We start from the raw sequence: 16,601 nt of genomic DNA, 5'->3' as shown, positions 1-16,601 counted from the left end.
CTTTATTGTAGGTGGGCCAGTTGGTGATTTTGAACTTTTGCTTTGCCACGGAACGGTCTGCGTTGTCGGGAAGATACGTGATCTGATCCTTCAACTCAGCAAAAGTTCGATTTATTCAACAAAGCCACCGCACGCGCGTCGCCATCCGGTCGTCATTGCTTTCGCCTATCGTTCTTTGCAGCGCTTTTAGGGGTTCAGACGTTGTGTGACCGAACAAATCAGGAGTGGGTATGAACAAGAAAAGACGCTCGGTGCCGGGTATCAGACACTATGACGGCCCTGCCGGCGGCTGGGGCGCATTGAAAGCGACGGCCATTGCAGTACGTACCCAAATGGATACCCTTGATGCCCCCGCGACGCTGCTGCGCACCAACCATCCTGACGGCTTTGACTGCCCGGGCTGCGCGTGGCCGGATAAAGAACACAAATCGACCTTCCAGTTCTGCGAGAACGGCGCCAAAGCGGTGACCTGGGAAGCCACCAGCAAACGCGTTACCCCCGCGTTTCTGGCCGAAAACAGCGTCTCCTCGCTGCTGGCAAAATCGGACTTTGAGCTGGAAGGTTACGGTCGACTCACGCATCCCCTGCGCTATGACCGAGCAAGCGATACCTTCCGGCCCGTCGCCTGGGACGAGGCGTTTGAACGCATCGGCGAAGTGCTGCGCGGGCTTGAACCGGACCAGGTTGAATTCTATACCTCCGGGCGGGCCTCTAATGAAGCGGCGTATCTGTTCCAGCTGTTCGCTCGCGAATACGGCACCAACAACTTCCCCGACTGCTCTAATATGTGTCACGAGGCCACCAGCGTCGGCTTGCCGCGTTCGATTGGCATCGGGAAAGGCACCGTCTCGCTGGATGATTTCGACAAGACCGAGCTGGTTATCTCCATCGGTCACAACCCCGGCACGAACCATCCGCGAATGATGGGCACCCTCCATGAGCTGGCCCGCCGCAACGTGCCGATTATCGTCTTTAACCCGCTGCGCGAGCGCGCCCTCGAACGTTTTGCCGATCCGCAAAGCGTGATTGAAATGGCAACTTACGGCTCTACGGATATTGCCTCAACCTACTTCCAGGTGAAGGCCGGGGGCGATGCCGCCGCGCTGAAAGGCATAGCTAAACACCTGCTTGAAATGGAGGCCGAACGCGGCGACGTGCTCGATCGCGCGTTTATCGCCGAACATACCCAGGGCATTGAAGATTTCACCGTCGATATCGCACAGACCCACTGGGACGAAATCGAGCAGGAGTCAGGTCTCAGTCAGGCGGCCCTCAAAACGGTAGCCGAGGCCTATGCGAAATCGAATGCCACCATTATCACCTACGGGATGGGCATTACCCAGCACAATAAAGGCACGGCGAACGTCCGCCTGATTGCGGACCTGCTGCTGCTGCGCGGGAATATTGGCAAGCCCGGTGCGGGAATATGCCCCCTGCGCGGTCATTCAAACGTTCAGGGGAACCGAACCGTCGGGATTAGCGAGAAACCCACGCCGGCCTTCCTGAACCGTCTGAAGGACGTTTTCGGCTTTGAGCCGCCGTCTCACCATGGACACGATGCGGTGCAGGCCACGCAGGCCATGATCGACGGCCGCGCGAAGGCGCTCATCTGCCTCGGGGGTAATTTTGCGGTGGCGATGCCCGATCACGAACGTGGTTTTCCGGCGATGGGTAACCTGGATTTGAGCGTGCACGTCGGCACCAAGCTGAACCGCACCCATCTGCTGGTGGGCAAAGAGACCTTTATTTTCCCGTGTCTTGGCCGTACCGAGCTGGATGTTCAGGCTACCGGTCGTCAGTCCATTACCGTCGAAGACTCGATGTCGATGGTCCATGCCTCATCCGGCAAGCTGAAACCCGCCTCACCGTTACTCCGTTCGGAACCGGCTATCGTCGCCGGCATGGCGAAAGCCACACTGCCGGAAACCCGCGTGGACTGGCTGATGCTGATTGAGGATTACGACCGCATCCGCGATCTGATCGAGCAGACCATCCCGGGCTTTGAGAACTACAATGCGCGGATCCGCGTTCCCGGTGGCTTCCGTATGCCGCTGCCGCCCACGCAACGCATCTGGCCAACGGCGACGGGAAAAGCGATGTTCTCGGTGTTCGACGGTGTTCACGAGAACGCCAGCGGCGAAGGTGAGCATGTTATGCGGCTAATCACGCTGCGCAGCCACGACCAGTACAACACCACCATTTACGCCCTTGACGACCGTTACCGTGGCGTATTTGGCCGCCGCGACGTGTTGTTCATGAACGAGGACGACATGGCGCAGTCAGGGCTGGAACACGGCGACCGCGTGGATATCGAAACCGCCCTCCCCGGCAGCGTTCAGCGTCTAAAAGACATTACCGTGGTGGCGTACAACATCGCGCCGGGGACCGTCGGCGCCTATTATCCGGAGGCCAACGTGCTGGTACCGCTGGATTATCTGGATAAGGACAGCGGTACGCCGTCGTATAAATCCGTTCCGGTTCGCATCACCCTGCGCTCTAAAGAGATCCGCATGCTGTAAGGCTGTTCGCGCAGAGAAAAAGATGGATATTAAACAGTTAAAATATTTAATCGCGCTCGACGAGACCCGCCATTTTGGCAAGGCGGCCTCGCAGTGCAACATCACCCAGCCGACCCTCTCCATGCGCATCCGCAGCCTGGAAGAGGAGCTGGGGCTGGTGCTGATTGTGCGCGGACAGCGCTTTGAAGGGTTTACGCCGGAAGGGGAGCGTATCCTTGCGTGGGCCCGCGCGCTGCTGGCCGCGCACGACGGGCTGCAGGCGGAAGCGGCGCTGTGCAAAGGCCAGGTGGTGGGCGAATTACGTCTCGGGATGGTGCCGCTGGCGAGCGTGGATCCGATGATCTTTATTCGCCTGCTGACCCAAAAATATCCGGAGCTGACCTACAGCCTCTATTCCATGTCCTCCGCGCAGATTGCCGACGGCGTCAGCCGCAATCAGCTTGAGCTGGGCATTTGCTACCTCAACAGCATCGACACCAGCCTGTTCGATATTATCCAGCTACCCAAAACGAAGATGGGCCTGCTGCACGATGTCCGCCATTTCCAGCTCGGCCAGGAGACGTTGACCTTGCGCGATCTGACGGATTTTCCGCTGGGGTTTCTGACTAAAGGGATGCATTACCGGGCGCATATGGAGGCCAGCTTTAAGTCTGTCGGCATCGAACCGACGTCCGTTTTCGAGAGCGACTCCACGTTTCAGATCATCCAGGCGGTGCAAAGCGGCGTATGCTGCGCCGTGATGCCGCTGAATAACGGTCTGGAAGATCTGAACAGTAATTTCAGGATTGTCCCCATCGCCGACGCGAACATTGAGGCCCCTGTCGGCCTGATTATGCGCAGGCAGAAGCCCGTCTCCTCGCTGGCGCTGCGCTGTTTTACCGACGCGCTGGAGATTTATCACGCCAATAATGAGGCGTAGGCCTGGCGCGTCACCACGCTAAAACCGTCAATCAGCACCGCGCCGCACACGGCCCGATATTCCGGCAAACTCACCAGCGCGCGGAGCGCATCGCGAAGGGCATCAAGGTTGTCAGGCGAGGTGTGGTGCGAGGTAATGAGCGGCAGCCCCGGCGTCAGAGGGGTATGGTCAATCACCGCCAGCCCCGTCAGTCTTTCCGGCTCGTGACGCTGCAGCAACGCCCAGGTCACGCAGTCGATGGCCGCGATATCCCCTGCACCGCGTTTCACATTAATCAGCGACTGGCGATGGCTGCCGCTGAAGGACGTTTGCGCGAAAAATGGACCGTTGCTCACCAGGGGAGCGACTATTTTTCGCAGCGCATTGTAGCCGGACTGCGAATCCGGAGAATTACAGACCGCACGACGTCCGCGAAAATCCGCCAGCGTGAGATGCCGATCCTCCTCGCGCACCACCAGAAAGCTGCGGTACTGGATCCCTTTGCAGCCAGGTGCCACGTAGTGAAAACAGCCGACCACCTGCACGTCCGGAAGCTGGGAAACCAGCGGATAACCGCAGGTCTGGCTGAGGACAAGCGCAGGCTGTCGCCAGTGGGTCAGCAGATCGGACTCCGGCCAGCCGGGATCGCGATCGACGGACACACCGCGCGCAGCCAGCAGCCCTTTTACCGCCAGCCAGAGCGCAAGGGTGTCGGCGCGATCCACAGCATACATGGGAAACGCCAGCAGGTTACTCATACCCTTCCCCCTGTTGTTTTCCTGGGTGAACGGTGACGTCGACGGGCCTGCCCCAGAACTGACGCAGCCATTCACCGTAGCCTCTGACGAGAAAACCGTGGTTTCGCTGCCGGTACGCCTCCCGGTTTTGCTGGTAGATCGCCTTCAGCCCGTACCAGGGTACGCCCGGCAGATCGTGATGTACTGAATGGTAGTTGAGATTCAAAAACAGTACCCGCCAGAATAGCCCGGCCTCGTTAATGACGGAGCGCGCCAGCGGATCGTCCGCCGCACGATGTTCGAAAAACGATCGTACCTTGGTCAGCGCCAGCGCCGGATAGCTGACTGCCAGCACGAACCAGAAGGGAGAAAAACCGGTATGCGCCATCCAGGCGAAGAGCACCACCAGCAGCAAAGCGTGCACCAGCCACATCGTCATTGCGCGCAGGTGAAGGTGACGAAATGCCGCCGCGGCGCTGCCCAGCGTCTGAAGGATATCCAGCAGCGGTGCCAGCATCAGCCGTCCGGCAAAGGTATTCCGGGCCCTGATAAGCCGTTTCTGCCAGGGAGAAAAGCGCGCCCAGCTCTCGTCGGTAAAATAGTACGACTCCGGGTCATCCACCGGATGGGTCAGGCTATGGTGCCGATGATGGGCGAGATGGGAGTCCCGGTACAGGCCGTACGGATACCAGACCGCCAGCGGGAGCGTGCCAAACAGCTGGTTCAGCCAGGCAAAACGGGTGGGATGCCCGTGGATCAGCTCATGCTGCAGCGACATGTACCAGGCGGTAAACCCGATGAGCAGCAGCGTGGCGGGCAGCAGGCCCAGCGTTTGCCAGAACGCCAGCGTGGTAAACCAGCCTGCATAAATAGTGATAATCAGCAGCCACGTGGGCAGTTCGCTTCGCCATAAAAAACCCGATGCGAGGTGGCGGATTTGTTCGCGTTGTTGCGGATGTAAATAGAGGGAGCTTCGTTGACTCATTCCTTCAGACGCCGTTTCGCCAGAGATAATTCTCTGACGATCGGGGAAAACGCCTGAAATAACAAAGAACATTAATCGCTTTGCTTTGCCAGAAACGTGGGGGTCATGTGCTCCTTGACTTATTCTGTAATAAAGGTACTTTTCAGGACATGAAAAAGATCCTGATCATTGTTCCCGACGGCGGCATGCTGTTTGAAGCCGCCGGTATCGCCGACATTCTGATGCAGGCCAACCGGCTGCATCCGGAAGAGCTTGCGCAGCCCCGCTACCGGATTATCATCGCCACCACGCAGCCTCACCAGGTGATCCACGGCCAGTCCGGCCTGAATTTGCTGGCGGACTATCGCCTGCCGGAGCTGGATCCGCGTGAACCGCTGGATACCATTATCATCACCGGACGCGGCATGAACGAGCAGGAGAGCACGGCCGTTGTGGACTGGCTGCACCTCGCTGCGCCGCACGCCCGGCGGGTAGCCTCTATCTGCGGCGGCGCGATGCTGCTGGCCCAGACCGGCCTGCTGGACGGTCGCCGCGCGACCACCCACTGGCGGCTGCTGGAGACAATGCAGACACAGTACCCGTCAATCCGGGTCGAAGGCGGCCCGCTGTACATTCAGGACGGCCCCATCTGGACCTCCGGCGGCGTCAGTTCCGGGTTCGATCTGACCCTGGCGCTTGTCGAGGACGATTACGGATTTACCCTCGCCCGCGACGTCGCGCAGGATATGGTGATGTACCTGCGCCGTCCCGGCGGGCAGCTGCAGTTCAGCCGCTACAGCCTTCAGCAGCCCGGCACATCCGGTCCGATAAGCGAACTGCAAACCTGGATCCTGCAGAACCTCACCGCCGATCTGTGCGTGGAAAATCTGGCCGAGAAAGCGGCAATGAGCCCGCGTAACTTCACCCGCGTGTTTACCCGCGACGCGGGAGTCTCTCCCGCCCGCTATGTGACCGAAGCGCGCCTGGCCGCGGCCCGTCAGCTGCTTGAGCAGACCCATGACTCCCTTGAGCGCGTTGCCGAGCAAAGCGGGTTTGGCACCAGCATTAACTTGCGCCGCATCTTTGAGAAGCAGCTTCACCTTACGCCCGGCGAGTACCGCCAGCGCTTCCACTGCCGCAAGATGGCGTAATCTGATCCTTTTTTGTCGTTTACGCCAACCTGCCCGACGCCTACAGTGACTCCAGACAACAGAGATAAGGAGTGCACCATGGTTAAGGTCGGTATTAACGGTTTCGGCCGTATCGGACGTAATTTCCTGCGCGCGGCGCTGGGCAACCCGGATCTGCAGATTGTGGCCATTAACGATCTGACGGACAGCAAAACCCTCGCCCACCTGCTGAAACATGATTCCCTTCTGGGCAAGCTGCCCGCGCCCGTTGAAGCGGCTGACGGCGCGCTGCAGGTAGACGGCCAGCGGATCGTGGTATTTAGCGAACGCGATCCGGCGAATATCCCGTGGCGTGATGCTGGGGTAGACGTGGTGATTGAGGCCACCGGCTTCTTTACCGAGCGAGAGAAAGCGGCGGTGCATATTACCCACGGCGGCGCTAAGCGCGTCATCATTTCCGCACCCGGGAAGAACGATGACCTGACGATTGTGATGGGCGTCAACCATGACCAGTACGATCCCGCCCGGCACGCGGTGGTAAGCAACGGGAGTTGCACCACGAACGGTCTGGCGCCGGCCGCTCAGGTGCTGCACCAGCAGTTCGGGATTGAGCATGGCCTGATGAACACGACGCACGCCTACACCAACAGCCAGGCGCTGCACGATCAGCCGGAAAAAGATCTGCGCGGCGCTCGCGCGGCGGCGCTGTCGATTGTGCCTTATTCAAGCGGTGCGGCGAAAGCGCTGGGGAAAGTGATCCCTTCCCTTGACGGCAAACTGACCGGGTACTCCCTGCGCGTGCCGGTGCCGGTGGTGTCGATTGTGGATTTAACGGTAACGCTGAGCCGTAACGTAACCGCCGAAGAGGTGAATGACGCGTTCCGCAACGCGGCCGCCAGCGGGCCTCTTAAAGGCATTCTGGGCTATAGCGATGAACCGCTAGTCTCCAGCGACTACCAGGGCGACCCACGATCCTCAATTATCGACGGGCTTTCCACGCTGGTGATTGGCGGGAACATGGTGAAGATCCTGGCGTGGTATGACAACGAGTGGGGCTTCTCTAACCGCCTGGTGGATCTGGCGGTGCTGATGGATAAGAAAGGGCTGTAAGCCTGATGCCGGGTGGCGCATGCGCCCACCCGGCAAATAATTCAATCCGCTTTCACTTTCACGCCCATAAACACAATCACCATCGCCGTTACTAACAGGAAACCGCTTCCCGCGAACACGCCGCTGGCACCGTTGAGGTCAAAGACCGCCCCGCCCCCGGCCGCACCGGCACTGATTGCCAGTTGAATTGAGGCCACCAGCAGCCCTCCTGCACTTTCGGCTTCATCCGGAACGGTAGTGGCAAGCCAGGTTGACCAGCCCACCGGAACCAGACCAAATGCAAAGCCCCATAGCGCGACAAGCAGCCCGTCCAGCATCGCCAGATGACCAAAGGCGACCATCATGAGCGCGAGAACGCCCATCGCAAACGGCACCAGCGCCAGCGTCAGGCGCAGATTGCGTGCCAGCAGATGCCCTGCAACAGAAGTGCCCACAAAGTTGGCAATACCAAAGCCCAGCAGGATCAGCGAAATGGTCTCCACGCTCGCCTGCCCCACCGTCTCCAGGAACGGACGCAGGTAGGTAAAGAAGGCGAAATGGCCGCTGAAGATCAGAATGGTCGCCAGCATGCCGCCGATCATTCCCGGACGACGCAGCACGCGGAACAGCGTACTCAGGCTGCCGCTGCTTTCCGGCTTCATGGACGGCAGGACCCAGAGCTGCCACAGCAGCGCCAGCATGCTCGGCAGGATGCAGAGTATAAAGACGTTGCGCCAGCCGATCAGGCTGCCCAGATAGCTGCCGAGCGGCGCCGCGACCACCGTGGCAATTGATACGCTGGAGAAGATCACCGCCAGCGCTTTCGGCACTTTATCTGCCGGAACCAGACGCATCGTAGTCGCCGTCGACATCGCCCAGAATCCCCCAATGGCTACCCCCAGCAGCAGACGCCCCATCAGCAGGACGTGCAGGTTGGGCGCAAAGGCCACCAGCAGGCTGGAGATAATTTGCAGCACCGAGAAAAACATCAGCACCCAGCGGCGGTCAATACTTTTGGTGGCAGGCGTAATCAGCAGCCCGGTGACCAGCGCCACCAGCGCGGTGGCGGTGACGGCCTGTCCGGCCATCCCCTCGGTCACGCCCAGGCTCGCGGCCATGGGCGTTAACAAACTCGCCGGCAGAAATTCTGCCGTAATCAAACCAAATACCCCCAGCCCCAGTGAATAGACGGCCCGCCAGGCGGGTTTTGCAGGCGCTACCGCCTCGCTCGCCGCGACACATGAACTCATCTGTTGATCTCCCGTTATAAAAATGTGACTACTGTCGCAAAAGAATAGAAGGTTCACCCTGGACGATCTATGACATATAATCTCCACTTATTGATTATTCGTCCGGAGTTGTGCCATGACCGTACAGTCACCCGATCTGATCAGCGAACTTTTACGCGGCATGCGTCTTTCAGGCGTGAAATATCGGCGGATCCAGGCCAGCGCGCCGTTTGGCGTCGCGTTTCATCAGGCGCCCGGCCGGGCACAGTTTCATTTTGTGAGCCACGGTAGCGCCCTGCTGCGCATGGAGAGCGGTGCAACGTTCGAACTGAGCGGTGGCGACGCCCTCTTTATTCCCGGCGGGAATTCCCACGCCCTGCTCTCTGACGAGCAGGCCACCATTACGCCCATCAACGCCTTCCCGAGCGAGCCTATCTGCAGCTCGGTGTGTGCTATCACCTGCGAGCCCTGCCCGGAAAGCGAGAACACCCTCATCTTCAGCGGGTGCATGGATTTTGAGCTGGGCGGGATGCAGCCGCTGATCAAAGCGATGCCGGAAGTGATGATGGTCAGCCGGCTGATGTCCACCTGGCCGGAAATTCATCCGCTGCTGGCGGCGATGGAGCGGGAATCCGCGGCGCGTCAGGCCGGGTATGCCGGGATCCTTGCGCGCCTTGCCGACGTGGTGGCGGCATTAATCGTGCGCGGCTGGGTTGAAGGCGGCTGCGGTAAAGCCACCGGCTGGGTGCAGGTTCTGCGCGACCCGCGCCTGAGCCGGGCCATTTACGCCATGCACCAGCAGCCAGGCCTGAACTGGAGCGTCGCGGATCTGGCAAAAGAAGCGGGCACGTCCCGCTCCGTATTCGCCGAACGGTTTCTGGCCGCGACGGGAACCACTCCGGCAAAATATCTCAGCGAGCTGAGAATGCGGCTGGCGATTCAGTACATTCGGCATGAAAATCAACCCATTGAAACCGTCGCGCTGCGGCTGGGATACGGCTCTCTGGCGGCCTTCAGCCGGGCATTCAAGCGCATTATTGGACATGCGCCGGGCACGCTGCGGGAAGCCAGCCAGACCGCGGAAGAGGTCTGAAATACCGGCAATATTTAACGCGAAGCGGGCAATATTCGTCTAAGGTTTTCAGGTGATTGACAACAGCGGTCACGCTGTTTAGTGAAGACAGGAGACGAACTGATGATAAGACCTCGTACACTACGCCCCGCGTTTTTGCCCCTTGCGTTAGGCGGCGCGCTGCTCGGCGTAACGACACTGGGATATGCCGACGATAGCCCCGCAGCCCAGACAACCTCACCCGATATTTTGCTGGGCCCTCTGTTTAACGATGTGCAGAGCGCCAAACTGTTTCCCGATCAGAAAACCTTTGCTGATGCCGTCCCCAAAAGCGACCCGCTGATGATTCTGGCGGACTACCGGATGCAGCACACGCAGTCCAGCTTTGACTTACGCCACTTTGTCGAGATGAACTTTACGCTCCCTGCGGAAGGGGAAAAATATGTTCCGCCTGCTGGACAAAGTTTACGTGAGCACATTGACGATCTCTGGCCCGTGCTGACGCGCACCACCGATAAAGCCAACAACAAATGGGATTCCCTTCTGCCGTTACCGAAACCTTACGTTGTGCCCGGCGGACGTTTCCGCGAGGTCTACTACTGGGACAGCTATTTCACCATGCTGGGCCTGGCAGAGAGCGATCATTGGGACAAAATCAGCGACATGGTGGATAACTTTGCCTATGAGATTGACACCTTCGGCCACATTCCCAACGGCAACCGCAGCTATTACCTGAGCCGCTCCCAGCCGCCGTTTTTCTCAATGATGGTTGAACTGCTGGCGACCCACGACAGCAATGCGTTGAAGAAGTATCGTCCGCAGATGGAAAAAGAGTATGCCTACTGGATGGATGGCGTTAATGCCCTTCAGCCGGGCCAGGCCAACAAGCGCGTGGTGAAGCTGGACGACGGCGCTGTTCTCAACCGCTACTGGGATGACCGCGATACCCCGCGTCCGGAGTCCTGGCTTGACGATGTGAATACTGCCAAAAGTAACCCTAACCGACCCGCGACCGAGATCTATCGTGATTTACGTTCCGCCGCGGCCTCGGGCTGGGACTTTAGCTCCCGCTGGATGGACGACCCGCAAAAGCTCGGCACCATCCGGACCACCAGCATTGTTCCCGTGGATCTGAACGCCCTGATGTTTAAGATGGAAAAACTGCTGGCGCGGGCAAGCCAGGAGAGCGGTGACGCCGCGAGCGCAAGTAAATACGAAGCGCTGGCTACGGCGCGTCAGAAAGCCATCGAGAGCCACCTGTGGAATGATAAAGAGGGCTGGTACGCGGATTACGATCTGAAGAGCAAGAAGGTACGCAATCAGCTCACCGCCGCAGCCCTGTTCCCGCTTTACGTGAAGGCGGCGGCGCAGGATCGTGCCGATAAAGTCGCCGCGGCAACCTCGTCGCGCCTGTTGAAACCGGGCGGGATAGCGACCACCACCGTAAACAGCGGCCAGCAGTGGGATGCGCCAAACGGCTGGGCTCCCCTGCAATGGGTGGCTGCGGAAGGGCTGCAGAATTACGGGCAAGAGAAGGTCTCGATGGACGTGACCTGGCGCTTCCTGAAGAACGTTCAGCATACTTACGACCGGGAAAAGAAACTGGTTGAGAAGTATGACGTGTCGACCACCGGTACGGGAGGCGGCGGCGGCGAGTATCCGCTGCAGGACGGCTTCGGCTGGAGCAACGGCGTGACGCTGAAAATGCTGGATCGGGTCTGCCCGAAAGAGAAACCTTGCGACAGCGTGCCGGAGAATCGGCCTGCGGCGAATGATGAGGCTGCGCCGGTGAAAGCGACGGCGCAGTAAGGGAGTAATGCCGGGTGCGGTTACGCCTTACCCGGCCTACATTTTGAAATCACAGGGAGTTACCTAGAAGCTGTAACTCGCCCCTAGCTGATACGTCCTGTCACGCCCAATCCAGCAGTTGGTCGCATCGTAGCAGGTCAGCGTCTCTTTGTTGGTGACGTTCTGCGCGCTGGCCTTAAGCGTCAGCCCTGCCAGCGAAGGCAGGATCTCGCCCATCCGATAGGATGCCGCCAGATCGTACTGGGTGGTACCGCCCAGCTTACCCGCGTCGTTTGCCGGAGAGATTTCCATCGGACCGGTGTAGCGGGCGCCTGCGCCCAGCATCAGCCCTTTCAGCGCGGTGTTCTCAAAGGTGTAATCCCCCCAGAGGTTAAAGGCATTCTCCGGCACCTGCGTCGGACGTTTACCTTTGTACTTGTCATCTTCCCTGTTGATCGCGTGGGTGTACGCATAGTTGGCAATCAGCGTCAGGTTGTCCGTCGGACGGCTAATGGCGGAGAGCTCTGCCCCTTTAGATTCCACTTCCCCGGTCTGACGATAGTTCAGGAAGCCCGGATCGGAGGTGACGACATTTTTCTGACGGATGTTAAACACCGAGGCGGTAAAGGTGGTAGCGTAGTCGGCCAGCAGATATTTTACCCCGCCTTCCACCTGCTTGCTGGTGGTCGGCTTAACGTCTTTCGCCACGAGCGTGCCCTGCGGCGACACCGGCGCAAAACCTTCGGAATAGCTGATAAACGGCGAAATTCCGCTATCGAAGGCGTAAAGCGCGCCCAGGCGCTTGGTGACGCGATCCTGCGATACCCAGGCTTTATCACCGTTTTGCAGGTAGTTGGTAGTGACGGAGCGGTAATCGTCGTAGCGCAGGCTACCCAGTAGATTTAAGCCGCCAAACTCCACCTGATCCTGCAGGTAATAGCCGTTCTGCTGATAGCTGAGGCGGTTTTTCTGAGCAGTGTAGAGCCCCAGCGCGCTTTCCTGGATTTGCGAATAGTCAGGATGCCGCATATCGATACCCGGCGTGGCCGACGCGTAGCGGTAGTGGAAGTGGGAGTTCAGCTTCTGGTAGTCAAACCCGGCCAGCAGGTGGTGTTTCCACTCACCCAGCTCAACGGTTTTGGTCACCTGGTTGTCAATGTTGAAGCTCTGCAGATCTTCATCCGTGGTGTAGGCAAAGCGGTTGAGCTGATAGACCTCGCTTCCCGTCCCCGTTGCATAGACGCTGCGCTGATGGGTATCGACATCAAAATAGCGCGCCTTCTGATTAAAGCCCCAGCCGCTGTCAAATTCATGTTCAAAGCTGTAGCCCAGCATCCACTGACGCTGCTTAAAACCGCTCCACTCATCACCGGCGTAGTCGCGCTTGCCCGCGTATTTCGAGCGCAGGTAGGCGAGCGGCAGCGGGTTAGACGGCGTGAGGCTCGGTGTGTTTTGCGCCAGCGCGTCCAGGGTAAGGCGGGTTTTGCTGTCGGGTTGCCAGGTAACGGACGGGGCAACCAGGTAGTTTTCATACCGGGTGGTGTGCGGCTGATCGTCGTTTTCCGTGGCTTTGCCCAGCAGACGGTAGTTCCAGTTGCTGTCGGCAACCTGCCCGGTTGAATCGAGATAGCCCTCTTTCAGATTACGGTTTCCGGTGTTAACGCCGATTTCGGTTCGGGCTTCACGCTGCGGTTTTTTGCTTTGAATATTCACCAGCCCGCCCGGTGAACCGCCGCCGTAAAGTACCGATGAGGGGCCTTTAAGGATATCAACGCTGTCAATCAACAGCGGATCGATTCGCGCTTTGGTATTGCCGGTAACGTTATATGGCAGCTGCAGCCCGTTGTAGAACTCCTGGTCGACGGTAAAGCCACGAATTTTGTATTCGCTCATGTACGACGTATTCCCCCGCACCTCGGTTGAGACGCCCGGAGCATAGCGCAGGATTTCATTCACGGAATTCGCATGACGCTTTTCAATTTCCGGCGCAGAGACGGTCGTGATGACCTGCGGCGTTTTACTTTCGGCAACGGCCGATTTCGTGGCGCTATTCGTCCAGGCCGGCAGCGCGCTGCCCTGCTCTGAGCCGGTGACGACGATAGTGGATTCTTCGGCGAATGCCGGAACATGCAGTGCGAGCGTGACGGCGCCTGCCAGGGCGCATAGCGTAAAACGTGAGGTATTCATAATGTCGTCTTGTTGTTAGATGCAATACGGAACGACAATTATTATCATTTAGATTAACAAATCAATACGCAGGCAAAAAAACGGCCCTCCGCAGAGAGCCGTTTATGTCAATTTATGCTCGTCGCAGTAACCTGAATATGCCCAGCACCACAATGGCACCCACGACAGCGACCAGAAAACTGTGCAGGTCGAAACCACTTATGTTGCCTCCAAAACCAAACATCGTCGCCAGCCAGCCGCCCACAACCGCACCAACGACCCCGAGTACACAGGTCAAAATAAAACCGCCGCCATCGTTTCCCGGCATGATCAGTTTAGCGATAGCGCCAGCAATAAGACCAAAGATAATCCAGGCGATGATACCCATAGCGATGCCCTCTTGCAGGTTTAACGCGTGCGCAGAAAACCTTCTGCACAGCTAACTTAAGTATAGGTCATCGCCGGAAAACCATTTTCATCTCACCGACTTATCTTTGGTTAAACAGGCAAAAAAAACTCACCGGTTTGTATTAAGTTTCATTGCAGAATGCCGATAACGCTAAGACAGTCTGTCATCAATCAAGGAGCCATCCGGCGTGAGTCATTACAGTGAGCAGTTCCTCAAGCAAAATCCGCTGGCTGTATTAGGGGTATTACGCGACCTGCAAAAAGGTGAAGTGCCGCTGCGCATCAGCTGGTCGAATAATCAGTTCATCAGCAAGATCCTTGACGCCTCGCAGGATCGGCTAGTGATTGATTTAGGCAGTCAGGAGTACGAAAACCGCGCGGCGCTGAAAGCGGAGAACATCGCGGTGATGGCCGAAACGCAGGGGGCCAAAGTGGAGTTTGTCCTGTCGCGACTGGAACTAAGCGAATACCAGGGACTTCCGGCTTTTGTGACCCCCCTTCCGACCAATCTCTGGTTTGTTCAGCGTCGTGAATATTTCCGCATCAGCGCTCCGCTCCATCCCGCTTATTTTTGTAAGGCCAAAATGCCGGACAAAAAAGAGATCCGCTTTCGCCTCTTCGATCTGTCGCTTGGCGGCATGGGCGCACTGATGGATACGCCGAAACCCGACGGGCTGGTAGAGGGCATGCGGTTTACGCAAATTGAACTGGATATGGGTGGCTGGGGTCGCTTCTATTTCGATGCGCAGCTGATTGCCATTAGCGACCGCACCGTCGTGGACAGCAAAAACGAAACCATCACCACGCCGCGTCTGAGCTTCCGTTTCCTGAACGTCGGGCCCGGCGCAGAGCGTGAGCTTCAGCGTATTATCTATTCCCTGGAGCGGGAGGCGCGGGAACGCGCAAATAAAGTCCTGTGAAGAAATCGGGCAGCGTGACCGCCGCCCGTCTGCGGCATTACATGGCATCCATCGCTTTCTGTACTTTCCAGATATAACGAGGCGCCTGTGGTGCCGGATGATTTTTCGCCACGTGTTCAAAGAATTCGTCTTTGTCCATGCCGTTAATCTCTTCAATCGCCTCTTTGCGGTCAGAAGAGAAGGTTCTGAGCAACGCGCCGGCACCGTTAACGTAAGACACCACCAGCGCGTACTGCATCACCTCCGGATCCTTAATGCCCTTCAGCACGCCATGCTCCATGATGCTCAGATAGGCCGTGCCCATTGAAATGTTGCGTTCCGGATTCTTCAGCTCGCTGGTCGACGGCTGGCCGCTCCAGCCCATATAGCGGTAAACTTCTTTCCCCGCCGTTGACGCTTTAAGCTGCATCAGGCCCACCGCGTTGGATTTGCTGACGAGGGTGGGATTACCGCCTGACTCCACCGCGATGATCGCCGTGATGAGACGCGGACTGACGCCCCAGGCCTTCCCGGCTTGCTCACTGATCGGCATCCACTGCATGGCCCGCTTCACCGGCACTTCCGGGTTCCAGGGTGGGTTTTGATAATCATGTTTTGAACTACAGCCAGCGAGCAACACAATCAAAAAAGCAAACCATCTCAATTTCACGTCATCTATCCTTATAGCCGGTCATTGCGGTGCGCCGCTCTTGAAGCAGGCGGCGAATAAGCGGCATGATATAGACAATTAGTTTCTCATTCAGCAAGGATTTGCCATGTCTCAGTTTCATCTCATCGCGCCGTCGGGCTACTGCATTAACCAGGAAGCGGCGCAGCGGGGCGTTCAGCGTTTACTGGAGTCGGGCCACCAGGTAGAAAATCAGACAATTATCCCCCGCCGCCAGCAGCGTTTTGCCGGTACCGAAGCGCAGCGGCTGAATGATATCAATAGTCTGGTGAGCCTGACGGGCGAAAACCGGATCGTGCTGGCGGTGCGCGGCGGATATGGTGCGAGCCGGTTACTGGAGAGCATTGACTGGCAGGGGCTGGCACAGCGTCAGCAGCAGGATCCGCTGCTGATCTGCGGCCACAGCGATTTCACCGTCATCCAGCTTGGGCTGCTGGCGCTGCATGACATTATCACCTTCAGCGGCCCAATGCTGGCCGGTAACTTCGGCGCACCGGAACTGGATGCGTTTACCGTGGAACACTTCTGGCGTGCGCTGCGCAATTCCACCTACAGCGTGGAGTGGCAAGGCAATGGACCGCACTGGGAATGTGAAGGTCAGCTCTGGGGCGGTAACCTGGCGATGCTGGTCTCGCTTATCGGCACGCCGTGGATGCCGCAAATCGAGGACGGCATTCTGGTGCTGGAAGATATCAACGAACATCCGTTCCGCGTCGAGCGCATGCTGTTGCAGCTCTATCATGCCGGTATTCTTGAGCGCCAGTCCGCAATTGTGCTGGGCAGCTTCAGCGGCTCTGCCCCGAATGACTATGACGCGGGTTACTCCCTGGAAACCATGGTTGAGTTCATTCGCTCGCGGCTGGATGTTCCGGTCATCACCGGTCTGGATTTTGGTCATGAGCAGCAAACCGTGACCCTGGCGCTGGGGGCGCACGCCTCCCTGATCCACAATGATTCAGGCAGTCGGCTGACCATCAGCGGCCATCCTGTCATAAAGGCATAAAAAAGCCGTTA

The 16,601-nt window shown here is 58.3% G+C and carries 14 protein-coding genes and 1 pseudogene; 9 read left to right on the top strand and 6 right to left on the bottom strand.

Annotated elements, in window-relative coordinates; translation table 11 throughout:
• The 3 genes and pseudogenes from ACWYRJ_RS14630 to ACWYRJ_RS14620 form a co-directional block, all read left to right on the top strand.
• Positions 1 to 190, top strand: a pseudogene (locus ACWYRJ_RS14630) (hypothetical protein); the annotation flags it as partial.
• Between the two features lie 40 nt (positions 191 to 230).
• On the top strand, positions 231 to 2,519 hold the full coding sequence (locus tag ACWYRJ_RS14625; RefSeq protein ID WP_455508162.1) for an FdhF/YdeP family oxidoreductase: 2,289 nt from the start codon (positions 231 to 233) through the stop codon (positions 2,517 to 2,519).
• Between the two features lie 22 nt (positions 2,520 to 2,541).
• Positions 2,542 to 3,438, top strand: coding sequence for a LysR family transcriptional regulator (locus tag ACWYRJ_RS14620; protein WP_455508161.1), 897 nt, complete (start codon positions 2,542 to 2,544; stop codon positions 3,436 to 3,438).
• On the opposite strand, the gene ACWYRJ_RS14615 is transcribed toward ACWYRJ_RS14620, so the two are convergent.
• Positions 3,417 to 4,175 carry a phosphate/phosphite/phosphonate ABC transporter substrate-binding protein gene (locus ACWYRJ_RS14615; RefSeq protein ID WP_455508160.1) on the bottom strand — a complete coding sequence of 253 codons (759 nt, stop codon included), beginning with the start codon at positions 4,173 to 4,175 and terminating at the stop codon, positions 3,417 to 3,419. The genes ACWYRJ_RS14620 and ACWYRJ_RS14615 overlap by 22 nt on opposite strands.
• The gene (locus tag ACWYRJ_RS14610; protein ID WP_455508159.1) at positions 4,168 to 5,139 is read right to left on the bottom strand and encodes a fatty acid desaturase; all 972 of its coding nucleotides are present in this window, start codon (positions 5,137 to 5,139) and stop codon (positions 4,168 to 4,170) included. Before ACWYRJ_RS14610 ends, ACWYRJ_RS14615 begins: the two co-directional genes overlap by 8 nt.
• Positions 5,140 to 5,288: 149 nt before the next feature.
• On the opposite strand from ACWYRJ_RS14610, the gene ACWYRJ_RS14605 reads away from it, so the two are divergent.
• Positions 5,289 to 6,269, top strand: coding sequence for a GlxA family transcriptional regulator (locus tag ACWYRJ_RS14605; protein ID WP_223579281.1), 981 nt, complete (start codon positions 5,289 to 5,291; stop codon positions 6,267 to 6,269).
• Between the two features lie 78 nt (positions 6,270 to 6,347).
• A complete protein-coding gene (gap, locus tag ACWYRJ_RS14600; protein WP_149366603.1) occupies positions 6,348 to 7,358 on the top strand; it encodes a type I glyceraldehyde-3-phosphate dehydrogenase in 1,011 nt (336 codons plus the stop codon).
• Between the two features lie 41 nt (positions 7,359 to 7,399).
• Here gap and ACWYRJ_RS14595 read toward each other — a convergent pair whose 3' ends face one another.
• On the bottom strand, positions 7,400 to 8,587 hold the full coding sequence (locus ACWYRJ_RS14595) for an MFS transporter (protein WP_143345249.1): 1,188 nt from the start codon (positions 8,585 to 8,587) through the stop codon (positions 7,400 to 7,402).
• A gap of 115 nt (positions 8,588 to 8,702) precedes the next feature.
• Here ACWYRJ_RS14595 and ACWYRJ_RS14590 point away from each other — a divergent pair, with 115 nt between their 5' ends.
• Together ACWYRJ_RS14590 and ACWYRJ_RS14585 are read left to right on the top strand one after the other, a co-directional pair.
• On the top strand, positions 8,703 to 9,659 hold the full coding sequence (locus ACWYRJ_RS14590) for an AraC family transcriptional regulator (RefSeq protein ID WP_111964777.1): 957 nt from the start codon (positions 8,703 to 8,705) through the stop codon (positions 9,657 to 9,659).
• A 102-nt stretch (positions 9,660 to 9,761) separates the two neighbouring features.
• Positions 9,762 to 11,447 carry an alpha,alpha-trehalase gene (locus ACWYRJ_RS14585; RefSeq protein ID WP_455508158.1) on the top strand — a complete coding sequence of 562 codons (1,686 nt, stop codon included), beginning with the start codon at positions 9,762 to 9,764 and terminating at the stop codon, positions 11,445 to 11,447.
• A gap of 63 nt (positions 11,448 to 11,510) precedes the next feature.
• Here ACWYRJ_RS14585 and ACWYRJ_RS14580 read toward each other — a convergent pair whose 3' ends face one another.
• On the bottom strand, positions 11,511 to 13,613 hold the full coding sequence (locus ACWYRJ_RS14580) for a TonB-dependent siderophore receptor (protein ID WP_455508157.1): 2,103 nt from the start codon (positions 13,611 to 13,613) through the stop codon (positions 11,511 to 11,513).
• Between the two features lie 112 nt (positions 13,614 to 13,725).
• Positions 13,726 to 13,980: a GlsB/YeaQ/YmgE family stress response membrane protein gene (locus ACWYRJ_RS14575; RefSeq protein WP_008502662.1), complete on the bottom strand. Its 255-nt coding sequence runs from the start codon at positions 13,978 to 13,980 to the stop codon at positions 13,726 to 13,728.
• Positions 13,981 to 14,188: 208 nt separating this feature from the next.
• Here ACWYRJ_RS14575 and ycgR point away from each other — a divergent pair, with 208 nt between their 5' ends.
• Positions 14,189 to 14,920, top strand: coding sequence for a flagellar brake protein YcgR (gene ycgR / locus ACWYRJ_RS14570; RefSeq protein WP_023312174.1), 732 nt, complete (start codon positions 14,189 to 14,191; stop codon positions 14,918 to 14,920).
• A 37-nt stretch (positions 14,921 to 14,957) separates the two neighbouring features.
• Here ycgR and emtA read toward each other — a convergent pair whose 3' ends face one another.
• Positions 14,958 to 15,569: a membrane-bound lytic murein transglycosylase EmtA gene (gene emtA, locus ACWYRJ_RS14565; RefSeq protein WP_024909815.1), complete on the bottom strand. Its 612-nt coding sequence runs from the start codon at positions 15,567 to 15,569 to the stop codon at positions 14,958 to 14,960.
• A 106-nt stretch (positions 15,570 to 15,675) separates the two neighbouring features.
• On the opposite strand from emtA, the gene ldcA reads away from it, so the two are divergent.
• Positions 15,676 to 16,590, top strand: coding sequence for a muramoyltetrapeptide carboxypeptidase (gene ldcA, locus ACWYRJ_RS14560; RefSeq protein WP_455508156.1), 915 nt, complete (start codon positions 15,676 to 15,678; stop codon positions 16,588 to 16,590).
• Positions 16,591 to 16,601 lie beyond the last annotated feature (11 nt).

It is taken from the genome of Enterobacter sp., from assembly GCF_977039595.1.
Note: the sequence above shows the minus strand (reverse complement) of the source record. Positions and strands in the feature narration are given on the sequence as shown.

Excerpts from the sequence above, each read along its gene's own strand:
- ACWYRJ_RS14625 (WP_455508162.1), top strand. The coding sequence starts at position 231 with ATGAACAAGAAAAGACGCTCGGTGCCGGGTATCAGACACTATGACGGC.
- ACWYRJ_RS14620 (WP_455508161.1), top strand. The coding sequence starts at position 2,542 with ATGGATATTAAACAGTTAAAATATTTAATCGCGCTCGACGAGACCCGC.
- ACWYRJ_RS14615 (WP_455508160.1), bottom strand. The coding sequence starts at position 4,175 with ATGAGTAACCTGCTGGCGTTTCCCATGTATGCTGTGGATCGCGCCGAC.
- ACWYRJ_RS14610 (WP_455508159.1), bottom strand. The coding sequence starts at position 5,139 with ATGAGTCAACGAAGCTCCCTCTATTTACATCCGCAACAACGCGAACAA.
- ACWYRJ_RS14605 (WP_223579281.1), top strand. The coding sequence starts at position 5,289 with ATGAAAAAGATCCTGATCATTGTTCCCGACGGCGGCATGCTGTTTGAA.
- gap (WP_149366603.1), top strand. The coding sequence starts at position 6,348 with ATGGTTAAGGTCGGTATTAACGGTTTCGGCCGTATCGGACGTAATTTC.
- ACWYRJ_RS14595 (WP_143345249.1), bottom strand. The coding sequence starts at position 8,587 with ATGAGTTCATGTGTCGCGGCGAGCGAGGCGGTAGCGCCTGCAAAACCC.
- ACWYRJ_RS14590 (WP_111964777.1), top strand. The coding sequence starts at position 8,703 with ATGACCGTACAGTCACCCGATCTGATCAGCGAACTTTTACGCGGCATG.
- ACWYRJ_RS14585 (WP_455508158.1), top strand. The coding sequence starts at position 9,762 with ATGATAAGACCTCGTACACTACGCCCCGCGTTTTTGCCCCTTGCGTTA.
- ACWYRJ_RS14580 (WP_455508157.1), bottom strand. The coding sequence starts at position 13,613 with ATGAATACCTCACGTTTTACGCTATGCGCCCTGGCAGGCGCCGTCACG.
- ACWYRJ_RS14575 (WP_008502662.1), bottom strand. The coding sequence starts at position 13,980 with ATGGGTATCATCGCCTGGATTATCTTTGGTCTTATTGCTGGCGCTATC.
- ldcA (WP_455508156.1), top strand. The coding sequence starts at position 15,676 with ATGTCTCAGTTTCATCTCATCGCGCCGTCGGGCTACTGCATTAACCAG.